Origin of the sequence: Stenotrophomonas sp. TWI1149, from assembly GCF_039673155.1 — a bacterium.
Taxonomy (GTDB): Bacteria; Pseudomonadota; Gammaproteobacteria; order Xanthomonadales; family Xanthomonadaceae; genus Stenotrophomonas; species Stenotrophomonas maltophilia_AA.
Genome location: NZ_JBDJLB010000001.1, coordinates 312949 through 333756, shown reverse-complemented (window position 1 = coordinate 333756; position 20808 = coordinate 312949). Strand labels below are relative to the sequence as shown.

At 68.0% G+C, this 20808-nt stretch carries 21 protein-coding genes and 1 tRNA gene; 13 read left to right on the top strand and 9 right to left on the bottom strand.

Annotated features, from left to right (window positions below; genetic code table 11):
- Positions 1 to 8 precede the first annotated feature (8 nt).
- Complete coding sequence (locus tag ABE424_RS01720; protein WP_346491299.1) at positions 9 to 584, bottom strand: RNA polymerase sigma factor; 576 nt, start codon at positions 582 to 584, stop codon at positions 9 to 11.
- A gap of 130 nt (positions 585 to 714) precedes the next feature.
- Between ABE424_RS01720 and ABE424_RS01715 the strand changes: the two genes are divergently transcribed.
- Positions 715 to 1023: an NAD(P) transhydrogenase subunit alpha gene (locus ABE424_RS01715; protein ID WP_121044596.1), complete on the top strand. Its 309-nt coding sequence runs from the start codon at positions 715 to 717 to the stop codon at positions 1021 to 1023.
- The gene (locus ABE424_RS01710) at positions 1020 to 2474 is read left to right on the top strand and encodes an NAD(P)(+) transhydrogenase (Re/Si-specific) subunit beta (protein ID WP_019182395.1); all 1455 of its coding nucleotides are present in this window, start codon (positions 1020 to 1022) and stop codon (positions 2472 to 2474) included. Before ABE424_RS01715 ends, ABE424_RS01710 begins: the two co-directional genes overlap by 4 nt.
- A gap of 97 nt (positions 2475 to 2571) precedes the next feature.
- On the opposite strand, the gene ABE424_RS01705 is transcribed toward ABE424_RS01710, so the two are convergent.
- A complete protein-coding gene (locus ABE424_RS01705) occupies positions 2572 to 2991 on the bottom strand; it encodes a hypothetical protein (protein WP_346491298.1) in 420 nt (139 codons plus the stop codon).
- 118 nt (positions 2992 to 3109) lie between these two features.
- Here ABE424_RS01705 and sufT point away from each other — a divergent pair, with 118 nt between their 5' ends.
- The 3 genes from sufT to ABE424_RS01690 all read left to right on the top strand — a co-directional run bounded on the left by sufT (position 3110) and on the right by ABE424_RS01690 (position 6990).
- Entirely contained in the window at positions 3110 to 3661 is a 552-nt protein-coding gene (sufT, locus tag ABE424_RS01700; RefSeq protein WP_313212203.1) for a putative Fe-S cluster assembly protein SufT, read from the top strand.
- A gap of 57 nt (positions 3662 to 3718) precedes the next feature.
- A complete protein-coding gene (locus ABE424_RS01695) occupies positions 3719 to 4816 on the top strand; it encodes a branched-chain amino acid aminotransferase (RefSeq protein ID WP_346491297.1) in 1098 nt (365 codons plus the stop codon).
- A gap of 428 nt (positions 4817 to 5244) precedes the next feature.
- On the top strand, positions 5245 to 6990 hold the full coding sequence (locus ABE424_RS01690) for a S8 family peptidase (RefSeq protein WP_346491296.1): 1746 nt from the start codon (positions 5245 to 5247) through the stop codon (positions 6988 to 6990).
- 76 nt (positions 6991 to 7066) lie between these two features.
- Here ABE424_RS01690 and ABE424_RS01685 read toward each other — a convergent pair whose 3' ends face one another.
- From ABE424_RS01685 to wrbA, 3 genes are all read right to left on the bottom strand, one after another.
- Positions 7067 to 7552 (bottom strand): asparaginase domain-containing protein, encoded by a 486-nt coding sequence (locus ABE424_RS01685; protein ID WP_121044584.1) that lies wholly within the window; start codon positions 7550 to 7552, stop codon positions 7067 to 7069.
- Positions 7553 to 7655: 103 nt separating this feature from the next.
- Positions 7656 to 8003, bottom strand: coding sequence for a DUF2069 domain-containing protein (locus ABE424_RS01680; protein ID WP_346491295.1), 348 nt, complete (start codon positions 8001 to 8003; stop codon positions 7656 to 7658).
- Positions 8000 to 8590: an NAD(P)H:quinone oxidoreductase gene (gene wrbA, locus ABE424_RS01675; RefSeq protein ID WP_019186096.1), complete on the bottom strand. Its 591-nt coding sequence runs from the start codon at positions 8588 to 8590 to the stop codon at positions 8000 to 8002. Before wrbA ends, ABE424_RS01680 begins: the two co-directional genes overlap by 4 nt.
- Positions 8591 to 8695: 105 nt before the next feature.
- On the opposite strand from wrbA, the gene ABE424_RS01670 reads away from it, so the two are divergent.
- Positions 8696 to 9970: a YihY family inner membrane protein gene (locus ABE424_RS01670; RefSeq protein ID WP_346491294.1), complete on the top strand. Its 1275-nt coding sequence runs from the start codon at positions 8696 to 8698 to the stop codon at positions 9968 to 9970.
- A complete protein-coding gene (locus ABE424_RS01665) occupies positions 9967 to 10530 on the top strand; it encodes a TlpA disulfide reductase family protein (RefSeq protein WP_346491293.1) in 564 nt (187 codons plus the stop codon). The genes ABE424_RS01670 and ABE424_RS01665 overlap by 4 nt, the downstream gene beginning before the upstream one ends.
- Before the next feature lie 112 nt (positions 10531 to 10642).
- On the opposite strand, the gene ppk2 is transcribed toward ABE424_RS01665, so the two are convergent.
- From ppk2 to hemA, 4 genes are read right to left on the bottom strand one after another with little or no spacing between them, the layout of a single operon-like run.
- Positions 10643 to 11422 (bottom strand): polyphosphate kinase 2, encoded by a 780-nt coding sequence (gene ppk2 / locus ABE424_RS01660; protein ID WP_346491292.1) that lies wholly within the window; start codon positions 11420 to 11422, stop codon positions 10643 to 10645.
- 51 nt (positions 11423 to 11473) lie between these two features.
- Positions 11474 to 13183 (bottom strand): tetratricopeptide repeat protein, encoded by a 1710-nt coding sequence (locus ABE424_RS01655; RefSeq protein ID WP_346491291.1) that lies wholly within the window; start codon positions 13181 to 13183, stop codon positions 11474 to 11476.
- 25 nt (positions 13184 to 13208) lie between these two features.
- A complete protein-coding gene (prfA, locus tag ABE424_RS01650) occupies positions 13209 to 14294 on the bottom strand; it encodes a peptide chain release factor 1 (RefSeq protein ID WP_176990860.1) in 1086 nt (361 codons plus the stop codon).
- Entirely contained in the window at positions 14272 to 15570 is a 1299-nt protein-coding gene (gene hemA, locus ABE424_RS01645) for a glutamyl-tRNA reductase (protein WP_346491290.1), read from the bottom strand. Before hemA ends, prfA begins: the two co-directional genes overlap by 23 nt.
- Positions 15571 to 15635: 65 nt before the next feature.
- On the opposite strand from hemA, the gene ABE424_RS01640 reads away from it, so the two are divergent.
- The 6 genes from ABE424_RS01640 (at position 15636) to ABE424_RS01615 (ending at position 20754) form a co-directional block, all read left to right on the top strand.
- On the top strand, positions 15636 to 17324 hold the full coding sequence (locus tag ABE424_RS01640) for a tetratricopeptide repeat protein (protein WP_346491289.1): 1689 nt from the start codon (positions 15636 to 15638) through the stop codon (positions 17322 to 17324).
- Positions 17321 to 17980 carry a lipoprotein insertase outer membrane protein LolB gene (gene lolB / locus ABE424_RS01635; RefSeq protein WP_346491288.1) on the top strand — a complete coding sequence of 220 codons (660 nt, stop codon included), beginning with the start codon at positions 17321 to 17323 and terminating at the stop codon, positions 17978 to 17980. Before ABE424_RS01640 ends, lolB begins: the two co-directional genes overlap by 4 nt.
- 2 nt (positions 17981 to 17982) lie before the next feature.
- The gene (ispE, locus tag ABE424_RS01630; protein WP_346491384.1) at positions 17983 to 18846 is read left to right on the top strand and encodes a 4-(cytidine 5'-diphospho)-2-C-methyl-D-erythritol kinase; all 864 of its coding nucleotides are present in this window, start codon (positions 17983 to 17985) and stop codon (positions 18844 to 18846) included.
- A gap of 9 nt (positions 18847 to 18855) precedes the next feature.
- Positions 18856 to 18932, top strand: a tRNA-Gln gene (locus ABE424_RS01625).
- A 136-nt stretch (positions 18933 to 19068) separates the two neighbouring features.
- Complete coding sequence (locus ABE424_RS01620; RefSeq protein ID WP_026070235.1) at positions 19069 to 20028, top strand: ribose-phosphate diphosphokinase; 960 nt, start codon at positions 19069 to 19071, stop codon at positions 20026 to 20028.
- Between the two features lie 111 nt (positions 20029 to 20139).
- A complete protein-coding gene (locus tag ABE424_RS01615) occupies positions 20140 to 20754 on the top strand; it encodes a 50S ribosomal protein L25/general stress protein Ctc (protein WP_102789571.1) in 615 nt (204 codons plus the stop codon).
- Positions 20755 to 20808: the final 54 nt, after the last annotated feature.

The following is a 20808-nucleotide window of genomic DNA, read 5'->3' as shown; positions in this document are numbered from 1 at the left end:
GGGGCGGTTCACAGGGCGATCTCCAGAGACTGCTGCAGCGCCTGGCGGGCGCGCGAAAGATGGGTTTTGACCGCGCCTTCGCTGCAGCCCATGGCCTTGGCCGTGGTGGCGCCGTCCAGGTCCTGCAGCACGCGCAGGGTGAAGGCCTCGCGCTGGCGGGCGGGCAGCTCCCGCAGCGCCTGCACCAGCTGCGCGTACTGGTCGCGCTGCTCATGGGCCTGGGCCGGGCCGGGCGCGTGGTCGGCCCAGTCGATGTCATGCTCGCCGCCGGTATCGTCGCTGCTGCGCCAGAACTTCAGGCGGAATCCGCGGCGGCGCTGCAGGTCGACCACGCGGCGGCGCAGGATGCTCCAGAACAGTGGCGCCCACTCGGCGGCGGGTCTGTCGCGGTAACCGAGCATCTTCAACATGCTGTCCTGCACCGCATCCAGCGCGTCGTCGCGCTGGCGCAGGCCGGCCTCGGCGAAACGGAACGCGCGCGGGCCGATCCCGGCCAGGAACGCATCCAGCGACACCGCCAGCGCCACCTCGGGCGTGGCAGGCAGGTCGGCATCCGTCGACGGTAGGGGAGAGCTCACCAGCACAGGGTAGCGTTCCGGCAGGGGGATACCGTGAGAACGCGCCAGGGCGGCTGCGGTTGACCGGCCTGCCCGATTGGTTCAGCGCATGGTTATGATGCAGGGGACGGGATGACCGCCTGGGAGAGTGACTGCAATGAGCGACGGGTTCGTGGCGTTGTACATCTTCATGCTGGCCGCCATTGCCGGCCACGTGATCATTTCACGGGTGCCGGTGATCCTGCATACCCCTTTGATGTCCGGCTCCAACTTCATCCACGGCATCGTGCTGATCGGCGCGATGGTGGTGCTGGGGCACGCACAGACCCCGCTGGAGAAGATCATCGGCTTCATCGCGGTGGTGCTCGGCGCGGGCAACGCGGCCGGCGGCTACGTGGTGACCGAACGCATGCTCGACATGTTCAAGCCCAGCGCCAAGCGCGACGCCGGGGAGAAGACGCCTTGAACGTGACTACCGCGCAACTGCTGCAGTGGCTGGTCCAGGTGAGCTATCTGGTCGCCGCGACCCTGTTCCTGCTTGGCCTGCAGCGCATGGCCTCGCCGATGACCGCGCGCAGCGGCATCCGCTGGGCCGGCCTGGGCATGCTGATCGCCACGGTGGCGACGTTCTTCCTGCCCGAACTGCACAACATCCCGCTGATCCTGGCGGCGGTGGCGATCGGCACCGGCGTGGCGTGGTGGTCGGCCAAGCGCGTGGCGATCACCGACATGCCGCAGATGGTGGCGCTCTACAACGGCATGGGCGGTGGCTCGGCGGCGGCGATCGGCGCGGTCGAACTGCTGCGCTTCTCGTTCCTGGCCAACCGCGATACCACCCATTGGAGCGAGCAGGCGCTGGCTGATCTCGCCGCGCGCCAGCCGTCGGCCACCGTGCTGGCGCTGGCCGTGATTGGTTCGGCGATCGGCGCGGTCTCGCTGTCCGGCTCGATCATCGCCTGGGCCAAACTCGATGGTCGGCTCGACCGCCGCGTGACCTTCCCGGGGCAGCAGGTGTTCAACCTGCTGGTCGCGCTGGCGATGGTGGTGCTGGGCATCTGGGCGGCGGTGACGCTGAGCCCGGTGGCGATCATCAGCTTCTTCGTGGTCGCGCTCGCACTCGGTGTGCTGATGACGCTGCCGATCGGTGGCGCCGACATGCCGGTGGTGATCTCGCTGTACAACGCGTTCACCGGCCTGGCCGTGGCCTTCGAGGGCTACGTGCTCGGCAACGAGGCGCTGATCATCGCCGGCATGATGGTCGGCGCGGCCGGCATCCTGCTGACCCGCCTGATGGCCAAGGCGATGAACCGCCCGATCAGCGGCGTGCTGTTCTCCAACTTCGGCGGCGGCGGGGTCGCGCAGGAAATCAGTGGCGCGCAGAAGCCGATCGAGGCCAGCGATGTCGCCGCGATGCTGGCCTTCGCCGAGCGCGTGGTGATCGTGCCCGGCTACGGCATGGCGGTGGCCCAGGCACAGCACAAGGTATGGGAGCTGGCGCAGCGCCTGATCGATCGCGGCATCAAGGTGAAGTTCGCGATCCACCCGGTCGCCGGGCGCATGCCGGGGCACATGAACGTGCTGCTGGCCGAAGCGGGCGTGCCCTACGACCTGATCGCCGACATGGACGACATCAACCCAGAGTTCCCGAACACCGACGTGGTGCTGGTGATCGGCGCCAATGACGTGGTCAATCCGGTCGCGCGCACCGACCCGGCCAGCCCGATCTACGGGATGCCGATCCTGGACGTGGTCAACGCCCGCAACGTGGTGGTGATCAAGCGCGGCAAGGGCACCGGCTTTGCCGGCATCGAGAATGCGCTGTTCTACGCCGACAACGCCCGGATGCTGTACGGCGATGGTGCCGGTGCGGCGAGCGCGCTGGTGAGCGAACTGAAGGCGCTCGACGGCGGGCATTGAGGCGGATGCAAGGGTCACGACCAACGGTCGTGACCTGCCGGCGTCCGTGCGCGGTCATCCGGTCATCGGTAGCCCACGACCGTTGGTCGTGGGGCGATTACCTCGCCACCCACCAGCCCACGACCAGCGCCACGCCCAGCCACAGCCATTCGACCGCGCCGTTGGCCAGGCCGCTCAGGGTCCAAGCCAGATAGGGCCCCATGCGCAACGCTGATTCCCACGGCGTGAGCCCCATCGCACCGCCGAGGTAGGCCGAGGCGATGCCCCAGTTGGCGGCCAGCGCCACCAGCACGGTGGCCAGCAGGGTCAGTGCCACCCGGGCGGCACCCGCGCGCAGGGTCCCCAGGCGCAGCATGAATGCGATCTCCAATGCCGCAATAACCGCCATCCAGCCGGCCTGGCGGCCGGTGAGCAGGGCGATGAACAACCAGGCCAGCGTGGCCGTGACGACACCAAGCAGAAACAGCGGGGGCCAGAGCCAGTGGCGGCTCCGGACAGGCACGGACGTGGGCGACATGCAATCTTCCTGTAAGTCCGGACAGGATACCGGCTTGCGGCGTGACCGGCGCATGGGCGGCCACTGGGCTAAAATGGTCGCCTTGCGGGAATTGGCCGCGACCCCCATATCGATCCACATGTATTCCCGTAGCAGTGAACCTGTCCACTTCGAACGCGACTGCGAGGCCGTCATGGTCCCGCAGGGCGAAACGGTCACGCTGCCGGCTGGCAGCTATGGCTATATCACCCAGGCCCTGGGTGGCAGCTATACCGTCTTTGTCGAAGGCAATCTGTTCCGCATCGCCGGCAAGGATGGCGATGCCATCGGCAAGGAAGCGCCCCCGGCGCTGGAACTGCCCGCCGATGCCTCCGACGAGGAGGTCGAAAAACTGGTGTGGCAGCAGCTGCGCACCTGCTTCGACCCGGAAATCCCCTTCAACATCGTCGATCTGGGTCTGGTCTATGAAGTGGACCTCAAGCACCTGGACGACGGCCAGCGCGAGGTCGAGATCAAGATGACCCTGACCGCGCCCGGCTGCGGCATGGGCGAGATCCTGGTCGATGACGTGCGCAGCAAGCTGGAAATGATCCCGACGGTGGCCGAGGCCGACGTCGAGCTGGTGTTCGACCCGCCGTGGGGCCGCCACATGATGTCCGAGGCCGCCCGGCTCGAAACCGGCATGCTGTAACCGCCCATCGCCAGCCGGCGTCACGGCGTTCCCCGTAACCAGAACAGGAAATATCCGGTGTCCCAGTCTTCCGTGAGCTTCAACACCACCCGTTCCGCCCAGCCGCGCAGCAGCGAGGAGCGTGAGCGCATCCTGGCCGCCCCCGGTTTTGGTCTGCACTTCACCGATCACATGGTGGAAGTGCGCTGGGACAAGGACACCGGCTGGCACGATGCGGTGGTGCGCCCGTACGGCCCGCTGCAGCTGGACCCGGCCGCCGCGGTGCTGCATTACGGCCAGGAGATCTTCGAAGGCATCAAGGCCTACCGCCACGCCGACGGTTCGATCTGGACCTTCCGCCCGGAGGCCAATGGCCGCCGCCTGCAGCGTTCGGCGCAGCGCCTGGCGCTGCCGGAACTGCCGGTCGAGATCTTCGTCGAATCGCTCAAGCAGATGATTGCCGTGGACGCCAGCTGGGTGCCGTCGGCCGACGAATCCAGCCTGTATTTCCGTCCCTTCATGATCGGCGATGAAGCCTTCCTCGGCGTGCGCGGCGCGCACAAGGCCGGCTACTACGTGATCGCCAGCCCGGCCGGCCCGTACTTCGCCAAGGGCGTGGCCCCGGTGTCGATCTGGCTGTCCACCGAATATGCACGCGCGGGCAAGGGCGGCACCGGCGCGGCCAAGTGCGGTGGCAACTACGCCGCCTCGCTGCTGCCGCAGCAGAAGGCGCAGGCGCAGGGCTGCTCGCAGGTGCTGTTCCTGGATCCGGTCGAGGGCAAGTACCTGGAAGAACTGGGTGGCATGAACGTGTTCCTGGTCTACAAGGACGGCACCCTGGTGACCCCGTCGCTGTCGGGCAGCATCCTGGAAGGCATCACCCGCGAAAGCATCCTGCAGCTGGCGCGCGACCGCGGCATGAAGGTCGAAGAGCGCAAGGTCACCCTTGAAGAGTGGAAGGACGGCGTGACCTCCGGCGAGATCGTGGAAGCGTTCGCCTGCGGCACCGCTGCGGTGGTCACCCCGATCGGCCAGCTCAAGGGCGAAGGCTTCTCGGTGGGCGACATCAACGCCCCGGCCGGCGAAGTGACGATGTCGCTGCGCAAGGAACTGACCGACATCCAGTACGGCCGCCTGCCGGACCGTCATGGCTGGCTGGTCCGCCTGGACGCCTGAGTCCTCGGGGTCTGAGCTGAAGCATCGAAACCCGCCTGGCGACAGGCGGGTTTTTTGTTGCCGGCACTAGTGTCCTGCGGTGGCAGCGGCGTAAGTCATTGATGCGCAAGTGGTGTCCCGGTTTTGTCGCGCGTGACAGCCATTTCAGACAATCCGTGGCGCAATCGGACCACCCGAAAGGCCGTGAGGTCCTTCACTTTCACAAACCCTCGACCCGGAAAGTCTCAGATCCGACATTTCATGTGACTGAAGTGCAGCTGAAACGTTGTTGATCGGCCAGCCAGCCACTAGCGTCGGGTTGGGCGGTTTGATTCAGGGGAACCGATCCACTCACCCGGCCGATCCGCGCCATCGATTTCAGCAGCCCCCGGATCGGACCTGGATTCTCAGCCGCGACGACGGCATTCACTGTCTGAAAGGGAAATCCGATGTCTCATGTCTCGCAACACCGTTTGCGTCACCGTGCATTGGTTGTACTGGGCGCGTCCGTTCTGTCGACCCTGCTGCTGGCCACCCCGGCGTTCGCCGGCGATGTGCAGTTGAGCGGCCTGTCCTCGGCGCCGACCCATCAGCGCTTCATCGTGAAGTACAAGGACGGCAGCACCGAGGTCGCCACCCCGACCGCGCTGGCCAGCTCGCTCAAGGCCGCCGCCGCGGCGGTGCCGGCCGCACAGGGCCGCGCGCTGGGGCTGCAGAAGCTGCGTCAGCTGGCGATCGGCCCGACCGTGGTCAAGGCCGACCGGCCGCTGGACCGTGCCGAAGCCGAGCTGCTGATGCGTCGCCTGGCAGCCGACCCGAGCGTGGAATACGTCGAGGTCGACCAGCTGATGCAGGCCACGCTGGTGCCCAACGACACGCGTTTCTCCGAGCAGTGGGGCTTCGGTACCAGCAATGCTTCGATCAACGTGCGCCCGGCATGGGACAAGGCTACCGGCACCGGCGTGGTGGTCGCGGTGATCGACACCGGCATCACCAACCATCCCGACCTCAACGCCAACATCCTGCCCGGCTATGACTTCATCAGCGACGCGGCGATGGCGCGCGACGGCGGTGGCCGCGACAACAATCCCAACGACGAAGGCGACTGGTACGCCGCCAACGAATGCGGCTCCGGCATTCCGGCCTCCAACTCGAGCTGGCACGGCACCCACGTGGCCGGCACCATCGCGGCGGTGACCAACAACAGCACCGGTGTGGCCGGCACGGCGTTCAATGCCAAGGTCGTCCCGGTGCGCGTGCTCGGCAAGTGCGGCGGCTACACCTCCGACATCGCCGACGCGATCGTCTGGGCGTCCGGGGGCACCGTCAGCGGCGTCCCGGCCAACGCCAATCCCGCCGAAGTGATCAACATGTCGCTCGGCGGTGGTGGCAGCTGCTCCACCACCTACCAGACCGCGATCAATGGCGCCATCTCGCGCGGCACCACCGTGGTGGTCGCCGCGGGCAACAGCAACACCAACGTCTCGTCCTCGGTGCCGGCCAACTGCGCCAACGTCATCGCCGTCGCCGCGACCACGTCGGCCGGCGCCCGTGCCAGCTTCTCCAACTACGGCCCCGGCATCGACATCTCGGCGCCGGGGCAGGCGATTCTCTCCACCCTCAACAGCGGCACCACGGTCCCGGGCAGCGCCTCGTACGCGTCCTACAACGGCACCTCGATGGCGGCCCCGCATGTCGCCGGCGTCGTGGCCCTGGTCCAGTCCGTCGCCCCCACCGCGCTGAGCCCGGCCTCCATCGAGAGCCTGCTCAAGAGCACGGCGCGTCCCCTGCCGGGCGCCTGCTCGGGTGGCTGCGGCGCAGGCATCGTCGACGCCGATGCGGCGGTGACGGCAGCGCTCAACGGCACCGGCCCGGGACCGGGCACCGGCACCGTGCTGCAGAACAACGTCCCAGTCACCGGCCTCGGTGCCGCCAGCGGTGCCTCGCTGGCCTACACCGTGACCGTGCCGTCGGGCAGCAGCCAGCTGAAGGTCACCATCGCCGGCGGCAGCGGCGATGCCGATCTCTACGTCCGCTCCGGCAGCGCCCCGACGGATACCGTCTATACCTGCCGCCCGTACCTCAGCGGCAACAACGAAACCTGCACGATCAGCGCCCCCGCGGCCGGCACCTGGCATGTGCGGGTGAAGGCCTACTCGACCTTCTCCGGGGTCACCCTCACCGCGCAGTACTGATCGCTTTCCCATCGCACCAACGCAGAACGCCCCGGCATGCCGGGGCGTTCGTTCGATCAACATGCTGCGCCAGGGATTACGCCGCTTCGAACCGGTTGGCGGCCACGTTCTTGCGCACCTGCTCCGGATTCCAGATGCGGCCGTTCATCGCAATGTACACACCGCTCGGCAACGACTGCACCGCACCGATCGCACACCCGATGTTGAACTCCGCATCCGAGCCACGGAAGCGCGCCGGGCTCAGCGCACCGGTCATCACGATCGTCTTGTCGGTGATCGACTTCAGCACCTGGCCGGTCTGCACCATGGAGTCGGTCCCGTGCGTCACCAGCACATGCCGCGTCGGCTGCGCCGCGATCGTCGCGCGGATCAGCTCGCGGTCATCGTCGGTGATGTGCAGCGAATCCTTGCGCAGGATCGGAATCACATTGAAACGGAAGGTCACGCCCAGCTCGCGCAGGATCATCCCGATCTGCGGATCACCGATCTGATAGTCCGACTTGTCGTCGAAGTAGATCTTGTCGATCGTGCCACCGGTGGTGATGATCAGTAGTTCTTCCATTGCAAGCATCCTGGGTACCAGACAGAAGGGCACGGAACCGCCGCGCCGACCCGTAGATGATACGGCTGCCGCCCGTCGGATGCAGGCCCGCGACGCCGGACGGTCAGCCAGCCGTTCGCTTCTGCCCGAAGCGCCGCCGCAGCCCGGGCGTGCTCGCCACCGCGATCACGGCCAGTGCAAGCCCGAGCTCGATCCAGGCCCACAGCGCCACCTCCGGATGGCTCCAGGCGCTCATCACCCCGTGGCTGAACCAGAACAGCGCCAGCACCCCGGCCCAGAACATCGCCTTGCCGCGCCGCACCAGCACCCCCAGCGCCAGCAGCAGCGGCGGCAGGGTGAACACCAGCTGGGTGGCCAGCCAATGCTTGTCCTGCGCGAACCAGACCGCGAACAGCACCGCCAGCGCGACCAGCAGCAGGGCAAGCACGATCTCCTGCGCCCGCGTGCTCACGCCAGCCGCCGTGCGATATCGGCCACCCGCCGCCCCAGCGCCCGCGCCAGGATGCTTTCATCCTCGCTCGGCACCGGATTGTCGTCCGCGCCGGCGACATGGCTGGCGCCATACGGCGTGCCGCCGGTGGTGGTGTGGCTCAGCGCCGGCTCGGTGAAGGGAATGCCCACGATCAGGCAACCGTGGTGCAGCAGCGGCACCTGCATCGAGAGCAGGGTCGATTCCTGGCCCCCGTGCAGCGACGCCGTCGAGGTGAATACCCCCGCCGGCTTGCCGGCCAGCGTGCCGTTCACCCACTCCGCGCCCAGCCCGTCCAGGAAATGCTTCACCGGCGCGGCCATGTTGCCGAACCGGGTCGGGCTGCCCAGCAGCAGCCCCGTGCACTCGGCCAGGTCGGCCACGCTCACATACGGTGCGCCATCCTCGGGCACCGGCGGCAGCGCCGTCTGGGTCACCGCCGCCACCGGCGGCACCGTGCGCAGGCGCGCGCTCATGCCCGGCACCTCACCGATGCCGCGGGCAATCTGGCGGGCAAGCCGTGCCACTGAACCGCCACGGCTGTAGTACAGCACCAGGATCTCCGCCATTTCGCTTCCATCTCGTTGAGTCCGATGCGGCCAGTATGGCAACGCAGCCCGCTCAGGGCGAGGTCCGTGCATGCCGCACACCCGTCATCGGGTACCCTTGCGCCGATGGAACCTCTCGATACGATCAACCTGTGGATCGAACGCGTCCGGGACCGCGCGCGCGCGACCAGCTTCGGCCGCTTCCTGTGGCGCCGCTTCCTCGATGACCGCCTGTTCCAGGCGGCCGCCTCGCTGGCCTACACCACGGTGTTCGCGCTGGTGCCGCTGGCCATCGTCGTGTTCGGGGTGCTCTCGGCGTTCCCGGTGTTCGATCGCTGGAGCGATACCCTCAGCGACTACGTGTTCTCGAACTTCGTGCCCAACGCCGCGCGCGCCGCCGAAGGCTACCTGCGGCAGTTCTCGGCCAGTGCCGGGCAGCTGACCGCCGCAGGCTTCATCGCCCTGGTGGTGTCGCTGCTGATCACCCTCAACAGCGTGGAGGAAACCTTCAACCAGATCTGGCGGGTGAGCTCCACCCGGCCGAAGCTGACCCGCTTCCTGGTCTACTGGACCGTGCTCACCCTCGGCGCGATGCTGGCCGCCGCCTCGCTGGCGGTCTCGGCGCGGGTGTTCGCGCTGCCCCTGTTCGGCACCAGCGAAGGCCGCTGGCTGGCCAACGTGTCGTTGACGGTCGCCCCGATCCTGATCGAGTTCATCTGCATCACGTTGGTCTACCGCGTGGTGCCGCACCACACGGTCAAATGGCGGCATGCCATTCCCGGTGCGATCCTGGCCGCGCTCATGCTCGAGCTGGTGAAGTGGGGCATGGGCGCCTATCTGGGCAGCTTCCAGTCCTATCAGAAGCTGTACGGCACGGTCGCCTTCGTGCCGATCCTGCTGCTGTGGATCTACCTGTGCTGGGTGTCGGTGCTGCTCGGCGCCTCGCTGGCCTCGTCGATCGCCGCGTTCCGCTATCAGCCGGCCGACCTGCGCCTGCCGGTGGGCTATGAGATCTACGGCCTGCTGCGCCTGATCGGCCGGTTCCACCAGGCACGCGCCGAAGGCCGCAGCCTGGATGACGACGAAATCCTGAGGCTGGAGCCGATGCTGACCGATTCACTGCTGCAGACCCTGCTCTGCGACCTTGAAGCGATCCGCGTGGTCCGTCGCGACGAGCGCGGCGAATGGCTGCTGGCACGCGATCTGGACAAACTCACCCTGGCCGACCTGTACGAGACCACGCAGATGCGTATCCCGATCAAGGAAGCCTACCTGCCGTATCGCGACGACAGCCTCGGCACGGCCTCGGTGGCCGCGCTGGACACGCTGCGCCTGCCGCTGCGCGAACTGCTCAAGCGGCGCGTCAGCGACATCTACACGATCCCTGGAGAAAAGCCATGACCGCCAAGCCCCTGCTGCTGGCCCTGGGCCTGCTGACGCTGGCCGCCTGCAACAAACCCGCCGCCCAGAGCGAGGCCACCGCGCCCGCCGCCCCGGCGCCGATCGAAGAACCAGCCGCGCCGCCGACGGAGGCCGTCCCGGCCACCGAGCGCAAGACCGTCGAACAGCCCACGCTCAAGGCCAAGGCGCTGGATGGCACCGAGTACGACCTGGCCGCGCACCGCGGCAAATGGGTGGTGGTGAACTTCTGGGCGACCTGGTGCGCGCCGTGCCGCAAGGAAATGCCCGAGCTGTCCGCGCTGCACGCGATGCGCAGCGAGATCGAAGTGGTCGGGCTGGCCTTCGAGGACATCGAACCGGCCGAGATGAAGGCCTTCCTGGAGAAGCGTCCGGTCACCTATCCGATCGTGATCGTGGATACCTACAACCCGCCGGAAGACTTCGCGATCCCGCGCGGCCTGCCGATGACCTACCTGATCGCGCCGGATGGCAAGGTCGCCAAGGAGTTCCTCGGCCCGGTCACCGCGCATGACATCGAAGCGCGGATCAAGGAAGGCTGAGCCTCACGGGCGTGCCGGCGGATACCCGGCACGCCTGTGCCTCGCTGTGCGCGGTAGATCCACGCCATGCGTGCATACGGAATGCATGAAAGCATCCACGCATGGCGTGGATCTACCCGACGACGAAGGGTTCAATCGGCTTCAAGACCCCGAAGTGCTCCTTGTGCAGCTTGCCCTTCAGCGGCGGCAGCGCCAGCACCGGTTCGTCCACGCGGGTATCGGGCAGGCGGTCGAGCAGGTTGCGGATCAGGCCCAGGCGCCCGCGTTTCTGGTCATTGAAGTCGACCAGGGTCCACGGCGCCGCGTCGTTGTGGGTCGCGCGCAGCATCGTTTCGCGGCTCTCGGTATAGGCGCTGTACTTGCTGCGTGATTTGAGATCCACCGGCGACAGCTTCCAGCCCTTGAGCGGATCGAGGTGACGCTCGGCGAAGCGCTTTTCCTGCTGCACCTGGTCCACGCTCAGCCAGTACTTGAACAGCACGATGCCATCGTCGATCAGCAGCTTCTCGAACACCGGCGCTTGCGCCAGGAAGCTGCGGTACTGCGCTTCGGTGCAATAGCCCATGACATGCTCGACGCCGGCACGGTTGTACCAGCTGCGGTCCATCAGCACGATCTCGCCGGCCGCAGGCAGGTGGGAGACATAGCGCTGGAAATACCATTGCGTGCTTTCGCGGTCGGTCGGCTTGGGCAGCGCGACCACCTTGCACTGGCGCGGATTGAGATGCTCGGCGATCGCCTGGATCGCGCCGCCTTTGCCGGCCGTGTCGCGGCCTTCGAACAGCACCAGCACGCGCTGCCCGGTGTGCTGCACCCAGCGCGCCATCGCCGCCAGTTCCAGTTGCATCGGTTCCAGCAGGGCCTGGTACTCCTTGCGCTTGAGCTTGCCCATCGGCGTGCCTCGGTGATCCACGGGGAAGCCCGAGCCTAGCGCAGCCGATGCTCAGGCGATGTGTGGGCCATGCCAGCCACGCTCACGGGCAAGCGCTTCAATCATCTCGGCGATGTCATGCGCGAAGCCGGCCATGTCGAACAGCCCACTGTCCTCGCGCCGGTAGGCCAGCGTGGCGCGCGCCGCCTCCAGTGCAGCCGGATCGTTGCCGAGCCGGACGGCGGTGGCCACGAAGGCCGCGTCGTCGGCCACGTTGAAATCGTGCATGCCCAGGTGATGGTTGAGGCTGCCGGCCACCCGCGAGGCGAACGTCGTACCGGGGCAGGTCAGCACCGGGCAGCCGGCCCACAGCGCATCCGAGGCGGTGGTGTGGGCGTTGTACGGATGCGTGTCCAGGAACAGGTCGGCGTGCTGGTAACGCGCCAGATACTGCGGGTGCGGCAGGCGTGGCATGAACACCAGCCGCGCCGGATCCAGCTGTGCCTGGCGGGCCGCGCTGCGCAGCCGCGCATCCGCATCGCCCGGGCCGGACAGCAGCCACAACACGCTGCCGGGCACGCCCTGCAGCACCGCGAACAGCCGCTGCATGCTGCGCGGGTTGAGTTTGTAGCTGTTGTTGAAACAGCACAGCACCACGCCCTGCGCGGGCAGGCCACAGGCCTCGCGCGCCGGCACCGGCTTCAGCACCCGGGTGTTGTCCGACGGCTGGAACGCACGCGGCAGCCGCCGCACGTTCTCACTGAAGGCCGACGCCAAAGCGTCGGGGAGCACGAAGGCATCGGCCAGCACGTGATCGATCCACGGCGCGCCGGAGGTGCCCGGGTAAGCCAGCCAGTTGATCTGCACCGGGGCCGGGCGCATCGCCAGGACCTGTGGGGTGCCGCCGCCACCCCAGCCGCGCAGATCGAACAGCACATCGATGCCGGCCTCGCGGATGCGCCGGGCGACGATCTGGTGCGGCTGCGTGCTGACATCGTGCAGCGTGTTGGCCGCCTGCTGCAGGCGCTGTCGGATGGGACTGCCGTCGTCGCCAGTGAGCGCGAACAGATGCAGCTCCAGCGTGCCGAGCGCACGCAGCTGCTCGAACAACGCGACGGTCAGCAGGCCGGTCGGATGTGCGCCGAAGCCGTTGGAGAGAAAGCCGACCCGCAGCGTGCCCTGCGGGCGCACCGTGATCGGGGGCAGGCGGACAATGCCCTCGGCGAGGGCGGCGGCGCGCTGGCGGGCGCAGGCGAGCTGCTCGGCGGCGCTGCTGTCTTCGCTGAGGAAGGCGAACGGTTCGACCACCGCCTGGCCCTGCGCGACGGCCTGGTGGACCTGCGCCGACAGCCGCTCCAGATCGCGCCAGTCGCACAGGCGGCGCTGCCAGTTGAGCAGCTGCGCGGTGATGTAGGGCTCGCCCGGCAGCAGGCGATGTGCATGGCGATAGGCATCGGCGGCCGCTTCGGGCTGTCCGGCATCTTCCAGGGCGTGGCCGAGCCACAGGGTGATGCCGGGATGCTGTGGGGCGCGATCCGCCGCTTGGCGCAGCAGCGTGGCCGCTTCGCCGTGGCGGCCCTGCATCCAGCGTGCGCGACCCAGCCGGGCCAGCGCTTCGGGATGGTCGCCGCGCAGCTGCAAGGCGCGCGTGGCGGCCTGTTCGCCCGCCCGCACATCGCCGGCCTCCAGCTCCGCGTCGGCCAGCATCACCCAGGCGATGAAGTCCGCCGGTTGCCGCTGCACGGCCTGGCGCAGCTGCAGGCGCTGCGGATCGACACTCATCGTTGCCGCTCGGCGGCCGCCATGCTCAGTTGCCTTCCGCGAGCCGGGCCAGCTCGTCGGCCTGGTGTTCGTGGGTCAGGCGGCTGACCAGTGCATCCAGATCGCCGGTCAGGATGTTGGGCAGGTCGTACAGGGTCAGGCCTTCCACGCGGTGGTCGGTGATCCGCCCCTGCGGGAAGCTGTAGGTGCGGATGCGCTGGCTGCGGTCGCCACTGCCGACCTGCAACCGGCGGCTTTCGGCCTGGGCTGCGGCCTGCTTGCTGCGCTCGGTATCCAGCAGCTGCGCCTTGAGGCGCTTCATCGCCTTGTCGCGGTTGGCGTGCTGGCTGCGTTCGGTCTGGCACTCCACCACCACGCCGCTGGGCAGGTGGGTGATGCGGATCGCCGATTCGGTCTTGTTGACGTGCTGGCCACCGGCGCCGGAGGAGCGGTAGGTGTCCACGCGCAGGTCGGCCGGGTTGATCACCACGTCCTCGACATCGTCCGCTTCGGGGATGATCGCCACGGTCGCGGCCGAGGTATGGATGCGCCCCTGCGACTCGGTCGCCGGCACGCGCTGCACGCGGTGCGTGCCCGATTCGAACTTCAGCCGCGAGAACGCGCCACGGCCCACCACGCGCGCCACGACTTCCTTGTAGCCGCCGTGTTCGCCCGGGTTGTCCGATTCGATCTCGACCTTCCAGCCCTGGCGCTCGGCATAGCGGGCGTACATGCGGAACAGGTCGCCGGCGAAGATCGCCGCCTCGTCGCCGCCGGTGCCGGCGCGCACTTCCAGGAACAGGTTGCCGTCATCGCGCGGATCGCGCGGTACCAGCAGCAGGGCCAGTTCTTCGTCCAGCTGCTGCAGGCGCTGCTGCGCGGCGGTGATTTCCTCGTCGGCCAGCTCGCGCAGGTCCGGATCGTCGCGCATCGCCTCGGCGGCGGCGAGATCGGCCTTGGCCCGGCCTTCGTCGGCCAGCGCGGTGGCGACCGGCTCCAGCTGCGAGAACTCGCGCGAGAGCGCGCGGAAACGGTCGTTGTCGCCGACCACGGCCGGGTCGGACAACAGGCGTTCGAGTTCTTCGCGGCGCTCGGCCAGCGCTTCGAGCTTACGGCGCAGGGTCGGCGTCATCTTTCCTCGCTGCATCATTACGCACGGCAGGGTGCTGGTAACCCGGCTTGGCCGGGAACAGGCGCTCGGCGGCGCGGGTGAGTTCAGTATCGCCGCTGAGCGCGGCCGCGCGCAGGGCGGCGGTCGGCGGGTGCAGCAGGCGGTTGGTCAGGCCGTGCGCGAGCAGCTCAAGCACTTCCTCCGGCGATTTGCCGTGCGCCAGCTGCTGGCGGGCTTTCTCCAGCATCTCCACGCGGGTCGCTTCGCCATAGGCGCGCAGCTGCCGCAGCGGGGCCTGGTGCGCGCTTGCCTGCAGGGTTTCAACGAAGCGCGCGACCTGCAGTTCGATGATCGCCTCGGCCTCGGCCGCGGCTTCCCGACGGCTGCGGCGGTTGTCTTCGACCGCGCGCTCCAGATCGTCGACGGTGTACAGGAAGGCGTCGGCCAGTTCGCCCACGCCGGCCTCGATGTCGCGCGGCACGGCCAGATCGAACAGCAGCATCGGCTTGTGCTTGCGGGTCTTCAGCGCGGCGGCCACCTGCGCCCGGGTGATCACCGGCTCACGCGCGGCCGTGGCCGAGAACACCACGTCGGCCTCGCCCAGATGGCGGTCCAGCTCGCTCAGCGGCAGGGCGACCCCGCCGTGGCGGCTGGCCAGCTCCTGCGCATGCGCGAGGGTGCGGTTGGCGATCAGCAACCGGCGCACGCGCCCTTCGCTGAGGTGGCGCGCGGCCAGCTCGATGGTCTCGCCGGCGCCGACCAGCAGCACGGTGGAATCCTCCAGCCGCGCGAACGAGTTCTGCGCCAGGCGCACCGCGGTGGAAGCCACCGAGACCGGGTTGGCGCCCACGCGGGTATCGGTGCGGGCGCGCTTGGCCACGGAGAAGGTCTGCTGGAACAGCCGGTCCAGGCGCTGGCCGAGCAGGCCGTGATCGCGTGCCAGGGCCCAGGCATCCTTCACCTGCCCGAGGATCTGCGGCTCGCCCAGCACCATCGAGTCCAGCCCGGTGGCGACCCGGAACAGGTGGCGGACCGCATCGGCGTCGGCGTGCTGGTAGAGGTAGCCGTGCAGGGTGCCGGCGTGCGACTCCAGCCACTGTGCCAGCGCGTCACCGGATTCGGCCACCGCGTACAGCTCGGTGCGGTTGCAGGTGGAGAGCAGGACCGCCTCGGCCACCTGCGGGGTATCGCGCAGCGACGCCAATGCCTGGGGCAGGGCGTCGCCGCCAAAGGAGGCGCGTTCGCGCAGTTCCACTGGCGCGGTCTGGTGATTCAGTCCGAGCACCCACAGGGTCATTGTTCAGTTGCTTGCGATAAGCTGCTGGCCATTCAAGTCGTCATTTTAAGGCTCAGATGCCCCCGATGCCCGCATTGATTCGCATCTCCAGCGTTCTGCTGCTGTCTTTGTTCACCGCCAACGCCTTGGCCGCCCCTCCGGCAGCCCCGGCCAAAGCCAAGGACAGCGCGGCCGAGGCGATCCCCCTGGCCCCGGTCATGGCGGGCGAATTCGCCCTGCAGGCCGGCAAACTGGGCGATGCCGCACGCTGGCATCTGGAGGCGGCCGAGGCCAGCGACGGCGATGCCGGGCTGGCCGAGCGCGCCGCCCGGATCGCCATGCTGGCCAACGATGACAAGCGCGCCGCCCGCGCGCTGGCCCTGTGGGAGCAGCGCGCACCGCGCTCGCTGGCCATGCGCAGCAGCACGGCCGCGCTGGACATGCGCCAGAACAAGGTGAAGGCCGCCCGCACCGAGCTGCAGGCCCTGCTCAGGGATCCCGACCCGACCGCGTGGAAGTTCGCGATCGGTGCCCTGATCAGCGGCGGCAGCGATCCGAAGGTGCCGGCCCAGGTGCTCGGCGAGCTGGTCGATGCCAATGCGATTCCCGACCGTCTGGAGGTCTGGCAGGAGTTCGGCCGCCTGGCGATGCGCATGGAGCAGCCCGAGCTGGCCCGGCGCATGGTCGATGAGGTGGTCAGACGTTTCCCCGATGAACCGCGCGTGGCCCTGCTGCATGCCAGCCAGCTCAACCAGGCCGGCAAGACCGATGAGGCCCTGGCCCTGTTGAAGGGCGTGGAGCCCAAGACCACCCGGGACCCCGAGCTGCGCAACGCGGTGGCGATCTCCTACGACCTGATGGGGCAGCCTGCGGCGGCCGAGCGCGTGCTGGCGGTCGGCCCGCAGGACGTGCAGACCTACGGCATGCGCGCCTCGCTGCTGGCCAAGCAGAAGGACGATCCGGGCCTGCTGGCGCTGTATACCGATATCTCGAAGCAGGCGACCAAGCCGGATCCGGCCCAGCGCCTGCTGCTGGGCAAGATCGCCGAGTACCTCAAGCGCTATGAGGAGGCGGTCAACTGGTACCACAGCGTGCCCGGTGGCCCGGAACGCGATGAGTCGCGCCTGCGCGCGGCCAATGCGCAGAACGAACTGGGCCGCACCGACAAGGCGCTGGCCGAGGTGCACGCGATCCAGTCCGATGCGACCGTCGATGACGATGCCCGCCGCGATGCCTATCTGTTGGAAGCCGAGCTGCGCCAGCGCGGCAACGACGATGCCGGCGAGCTGGATGCGCTGGCCCGTGGTCTGGCCGCGTATCCGGACGAGAACGCGCTGCTGTATGCCCGCGCGCTGGCCTGGGAACGCCGCGATGACATCCCGCGTGCCGAGGCCGACCTGCGCAAGGTGCTGGTCACCGACCCGGAGAACATCGCCGCGCTCAACGCGCTCGGCTACACCCTGGCCGACCGCACGCAGCGTTATCAGGAGGCACTGGAGCTGATCGACCGCGCGCGCGTGGCCGAGCCGGACAACGCCGCCATCGTCGACAGCTACGGCTGGGTGCTGTATCGCCTGGGCCGCAATGAAGAAGCGCTGGTGCAGCTACGCCGCGCCTGGACCCTGTCCAAGGACCCCGAGATCGCCGCGCATGTGGGCGAGGTGTTGTGGGTGTTGAACAAGAAGGACGAGGCGCGCCACTTCTTTGAAGAGGCCCGCAAGCTCGACCCGGACAACCGCGCCCTGCAGCGCGTGATAGAGAAATACGGCGTATGAATCTGGTGTCCCTGAAGGCCGCGTTCGCCGCGGCCGTGGCGTTGTCGCTCTCCGCCTGCGTGTCGCTGGATGAGCGCAAGGCCCCCTCCGCTCCGACCGTGGTCAACACCGTCTCGGCCGCTGCACAGCAGGCCGAGACCGAACGCGTCGCCGCCGTGCGCGCGCAGCCGGCCTGGTCATTCCAGGGCCGGGTGGCGATCAGCAAAGGTCGCAACGGCGGCAGTGGTCGCATCGACTGGCAGCAGCAGGCGGCCGGGTATGTGGTCGAGCTCAGCGCGCCGGTCACAAGGCAGAGCTGGAAGCTGACCGGCGACAGCCATCACGAGGGCGGCCGCCTGGAAGGTCTGGAAGGCGGCACGCGCGAGGGCGAGGATGCCCAGCAGGTGCTGCTGGACGCCACCGGCTGGGATATCCCGGTCAACCAGCTGCCGGATTGGGTGCGCGGCCTGGTCGCCGACGCGGCCCCGGCCGAGCGCATCGAACGCGATGGCGACGGGCGCCCGCGTCGCGTGCAGCAGATGGGCTGGGAGATCCAGTACCTCGACTGGTACCCGGCCGAAGCCGGTCGCCCGGTGCTGCCGCGCCGGATCGAAGCGGTCAATGGCGACGCGAAGGTGCGCCTGGTGGTCGACAGCTGGGTACTGGCCGGCCCATGAGCATGCTGGATGCGGTCGATGGCGGGTCGACCTGGCCGGCCCCGGCCAAGCTGAATCTGTTCCTGCACATCACCGGGCGGCGCCCGGACGGCTATCACCAGCTGCAGACCGTGTTCCGGCTGCTCGACTGGGGCGATCGCATCCGCCTGCGGGTGCGGGACGATGGCCGGATCCGGCGTGAAGGCATCTCGGTCGCCGGGGTGGCCGAGGCCGATGATCTGGCGGTGCGTGCCGCCCTTCTGCTGAAAAATGCGGCGAATGTCGCCCAAGGTGCCGACATCGGCATCGAAAAAGTGGTTCCTGCGGGTGGCGGCTTCGGCGGCGGTTCGTCCGACGCCGCTACCGTCCTGGTTGCGTTGAACCGCCTCTGGAACGCCGGCCTGGACGTGGATGCGCTTGCCGCGCTGGGTCTGCAGCTGGGCGCGGACGTGCCGGTCTTCGTGCGCGGCCACAACGCCTGGGCCGAAGGCGTGGGCGAACTGCTCACCCCGATGGCGTTGCCGCCGGCCTGGTTCGTGCTGGTCCATCCGGGCGTTCACGTGCCGACACCGGCACTTTTCGCATCACCGGATTTGACGCGGGATGCCCCAGTGGCGAAAATAGCGGACTTCGCTTCCGGGTCTTTGCTCGGGAATGCGTTCGAGCCGGTCCTGCGCCGCCGCGAACCTGCCGTAGAGGCAGCGCTCGCAGCGTTGAGCAGTATCGGCCGGGCACGACTCACCGGGTCGGGAAGCGGTTGTTTCGTCGAGTTCGCCACGCGCGCTGCTGCAGAGCAGGGCCTGGCGCAATTGCCGAAGGAACTGCGGGCATGGGTGGCTGCGGGCGTGGAGCGCTCGCCACTGCTTGATGTACTCGAGCGTTACTGATTTTGATGCAGGGGCGTCGCCAAGAGGCCCAAGGCACCAGGTTTTGATCCTGGCATTCGGAGGTTCGAATCCTCCCGCCCCTGCCACTAGCGGATATCTGCCGCGACTCCATGCGCATGTCTGCGCGGGCGCGGTGCATACGCCGCGGTGTTGTCACCGCAGACACCTCCGGGTGCCGGCGGCCCAGTTCTCCGCCAATCGCTCCCGCCCGAGACCGTCATGATGCAAGAACACCCCAACCTGCTGGTATTTTCCGGCAACGCCAACAAGCGCCTTGCGCAGAGCATCTGCAAGGAACTGGGGGTGCGGCCTGGCAAGGCATTGGTGTCGCGCTTCTCCGATGGTGAGGTGCAGGTCGAGATCGAGGAAAACGTCCGCAAGCAGGACGTCTTCGTCATCCAGCCGACCTGTGCGCCCAGCGCCGAGAACCTGATGGAACTGCTGGTCCTGATCGATGCGCTCAAGCGCGCCTCGGTCAACAGTGTCACCGCCGTGGTGCCGTATTTCGGCTACTCGCGCCAGGATCGCCGCATGCGCTCCTCGCGCGTGCCGATCACCGCCAAGGTGGCTGCAAAGATGTTCAGCGCTGTCGGGGCTGACCGGGTACTGACGGTGGATCTGCACGCCGATCAGATCCAGGGCTTCTTCGACATGCCGGTGGACAATGTGTACGCCTCGCCGCTGCTGCTCGCCGATATCTGGCGCGCCTACGGCACGGAGAACCTGATCGTGGTGTCCCCGGACGTGGGTGGTGTGGTGCGCGCGCGCGCCGTCGCCAAGCGCCTGGACGATGCCGATCTGGCGATCATCGACAAGCGCCGCCCGCGCGCCAACGTCTCCACCGTGATGAACATCATCGGTGACGTCGAAGGCAAGACCTGCGTGATGGTCGATGACATCGTCGATACCGCCGGCACCCTGTGTGCGGCCGCTGCAGCCCTGAAGGCGCGTGGCGCCCTCAAGGTCGCCGCGTACTGCACCCACGCCGTGCTCTCGGGCCCGGCGGTGGACAACATCAACAACTCCCAGCTCGATGAGCTGGTGGTGACCGACACCATCCCGCTGCGTGAAGAGGCGCGGGTGTGCAGCAAGATCCGCCAGCTCAGCGTGGCGGAAATGCTGGCCGAGACGATGCGCCGCATCGCCTTCGGTGAGTCGGTCAGCTCGTTGTACGTGGATTGATTTTTCCGCCCGCCGGCAACGGCGGGTGGTTTCCCGGGGACATCTGGTCGCGGATGTTTCCTCATCGCTTCGCCATCACGGCGGGGCAAACAACGAAGGTAGTAAACCAGCATGGCCAAGAATCATGAAATCAAGGTCGTCCAGCGCGAACTGCAAGGCAAGGGTGCGAGCCGCCGCCTGCGTGGCGCTGGCCAGATCCCGGCGATCATCTACGGCGGCGACGTCGAGCCGAGCGTCATCCAGCTCAACCACAACGAAATCTGGCTGGCCCAGCAGAACGAGTGGTTCTACTCGTCCATCCTGGACCTGAACCTGGACGGCAAGGTCACCAAGGTGCTGCTGCGTGACATGCAGCGCCACCCGTTCAAGCAGCTGATCCTGCATCTGGATTTCCTGCGCGTGAACGAGAACGAAGCGCTGACCGCCAACGTCCCGCTGCACTTCATCAACGAAGACACCTCGCCGGCCGGCAAGGCTGCCGACGTCGTGGTCACCCACGAACTGAAGGAAGTGAGCATTACCTGCCTGCCGAAGGACCTGCCGGAATCGATCGACGTCGACCTGGCCGACCTGAAGGCTGGTGACGTGATCTACCTGTCGGACATCAAGCTGCCGAAGGGCGTCGAGATCCCGGCCCTGGCCCAGGGCAAGGACCATGACGACGCGATCGTCACCGCCAAGCTCGGCAAGGAAGAAGCTGCCGACGAAGCGCCGGCTGCAGAGTAAGTGATTGCGGCGCCTGTCCTTCGGGGCAGGCGCCGTTTCTGTATGTACCGGCAC

Bases quoted from the DNA above. Each gene is read 5' to 3' on its own strand.
- ABE424_RS01715 (WP_121044596.1), top strand. From the start codon at position 715: ATGAGCGACGGGTTCGTGGCGTTGTACATCTTCATGCTGGCCGCCATT.
- ABE424_RS01705 (WP_346491298.1), bottom strand. From the start codon at position 2,991: ATGTCGCCCACGTCCGTGCCTGTCCGGAGCCGCCACTGGCTCTGGCCC.
- sufT (WP_313212203.1), top strand. From the start codon at position 3,110: ATGTATTCCCGTAGCAGTGAACCTGTCCACTTCGAACGCGACTGCGAG.
- ABE424_RS01690 (WP_346491296.1), top strand. From the start codon at position 5,245: ATGTCTCATGTCTCGCAACACCGTTTGCGTCACCGTGCATTGGTTGTA.
- ABE424_RS01685 (WP_121044584.1), bottom strand. From the start codon at position 7,552: ATGGAAGAACTACTGATCATCACCACCGGTGGCACGATCGACAAGATC.
- wrbA (WP_019186096.1), bottom strand. From the start codon at position 8,590: ATGGCGGAGATCCTGGTGCTGTACTACAGCCGTGGCGGTTCAGTGGCA.
- ABE424_RS01670 (WP_346491294.1), top strand. From the start codon at position 8,696: ATGGAACCTCTCGATACGATCAACCTGTGGATCGAACGCGTCCGGGAC.
- ABE424_RS01665 (WP_346491293.1), top strand. From the start codon at position 9,967: ATGACCGCCAAGCCCCTGCTGCTGGCCCTGGGCCTGCTGACGCTGGCC.
- ppk2 (WP_346491292.1), bottom strand. From the start codon at position 11,422: ATGGGCAAGCTCAAGCGCAAGGAGTACCAGGCCCTGCTGGAACCGATG.
- ABE424_RS01655 (WP_346491291.1), bottom strand. From the start codon at position 13,183: ATGAGTGTCGATCCGCAGCGCCTGCAGCTGCGCCAGGCCGTGCAGCGG.
- prfA (WP_176990860.1), bottom strand. From the start codon at position 14,294: ATGACGCCGACCCTGCGCCGTAAGCTCGAAGCGCTGGCCGAGCGCCGC.
- hemA (WP_346491290.1), bottom strand. From the start codon at position 15,570: ATGACCCTGTGGGTGCTCGGACTGAATCACCAGACCGCGCCAGTGGAA.
- ABE424_RS01640 (WP_346491289.1), top strand. From the start codon at position 15,636: ATGCCCGCATTGATTCGCATCTCCAGCGTTCTGCTGCTGTCTTTGTTC.
- lolB (WP_346491288.1), top strand. From the start codon at position 17,321: ATGAATCTGGTGTCCCTGAAGGCCGCGTTCGCCGCGGCCGTGGCGTTG.
- ispE (WP_346491384.1), top strand. From the start codon at position 17,983: ATGCTGGATGCGGTCGATGGCGGGTCGACCTGGCCGGCCCCGGCCAAG.
- ABE424_RS01620 (WP_026070235.1), top strand. From the start codon at position 19,069: ATGCAAGAACACCCCAACCTGCTGGTATTTTCCGGCAACGCCAACAAG.
- ABE424_RS01615 (WP_102789571.1), top strand. From the start codon at position 20,140: ATGGCCAAGAATCATGAAATCAAGGTCGTCCAGCGCGAACTGCAAGGC.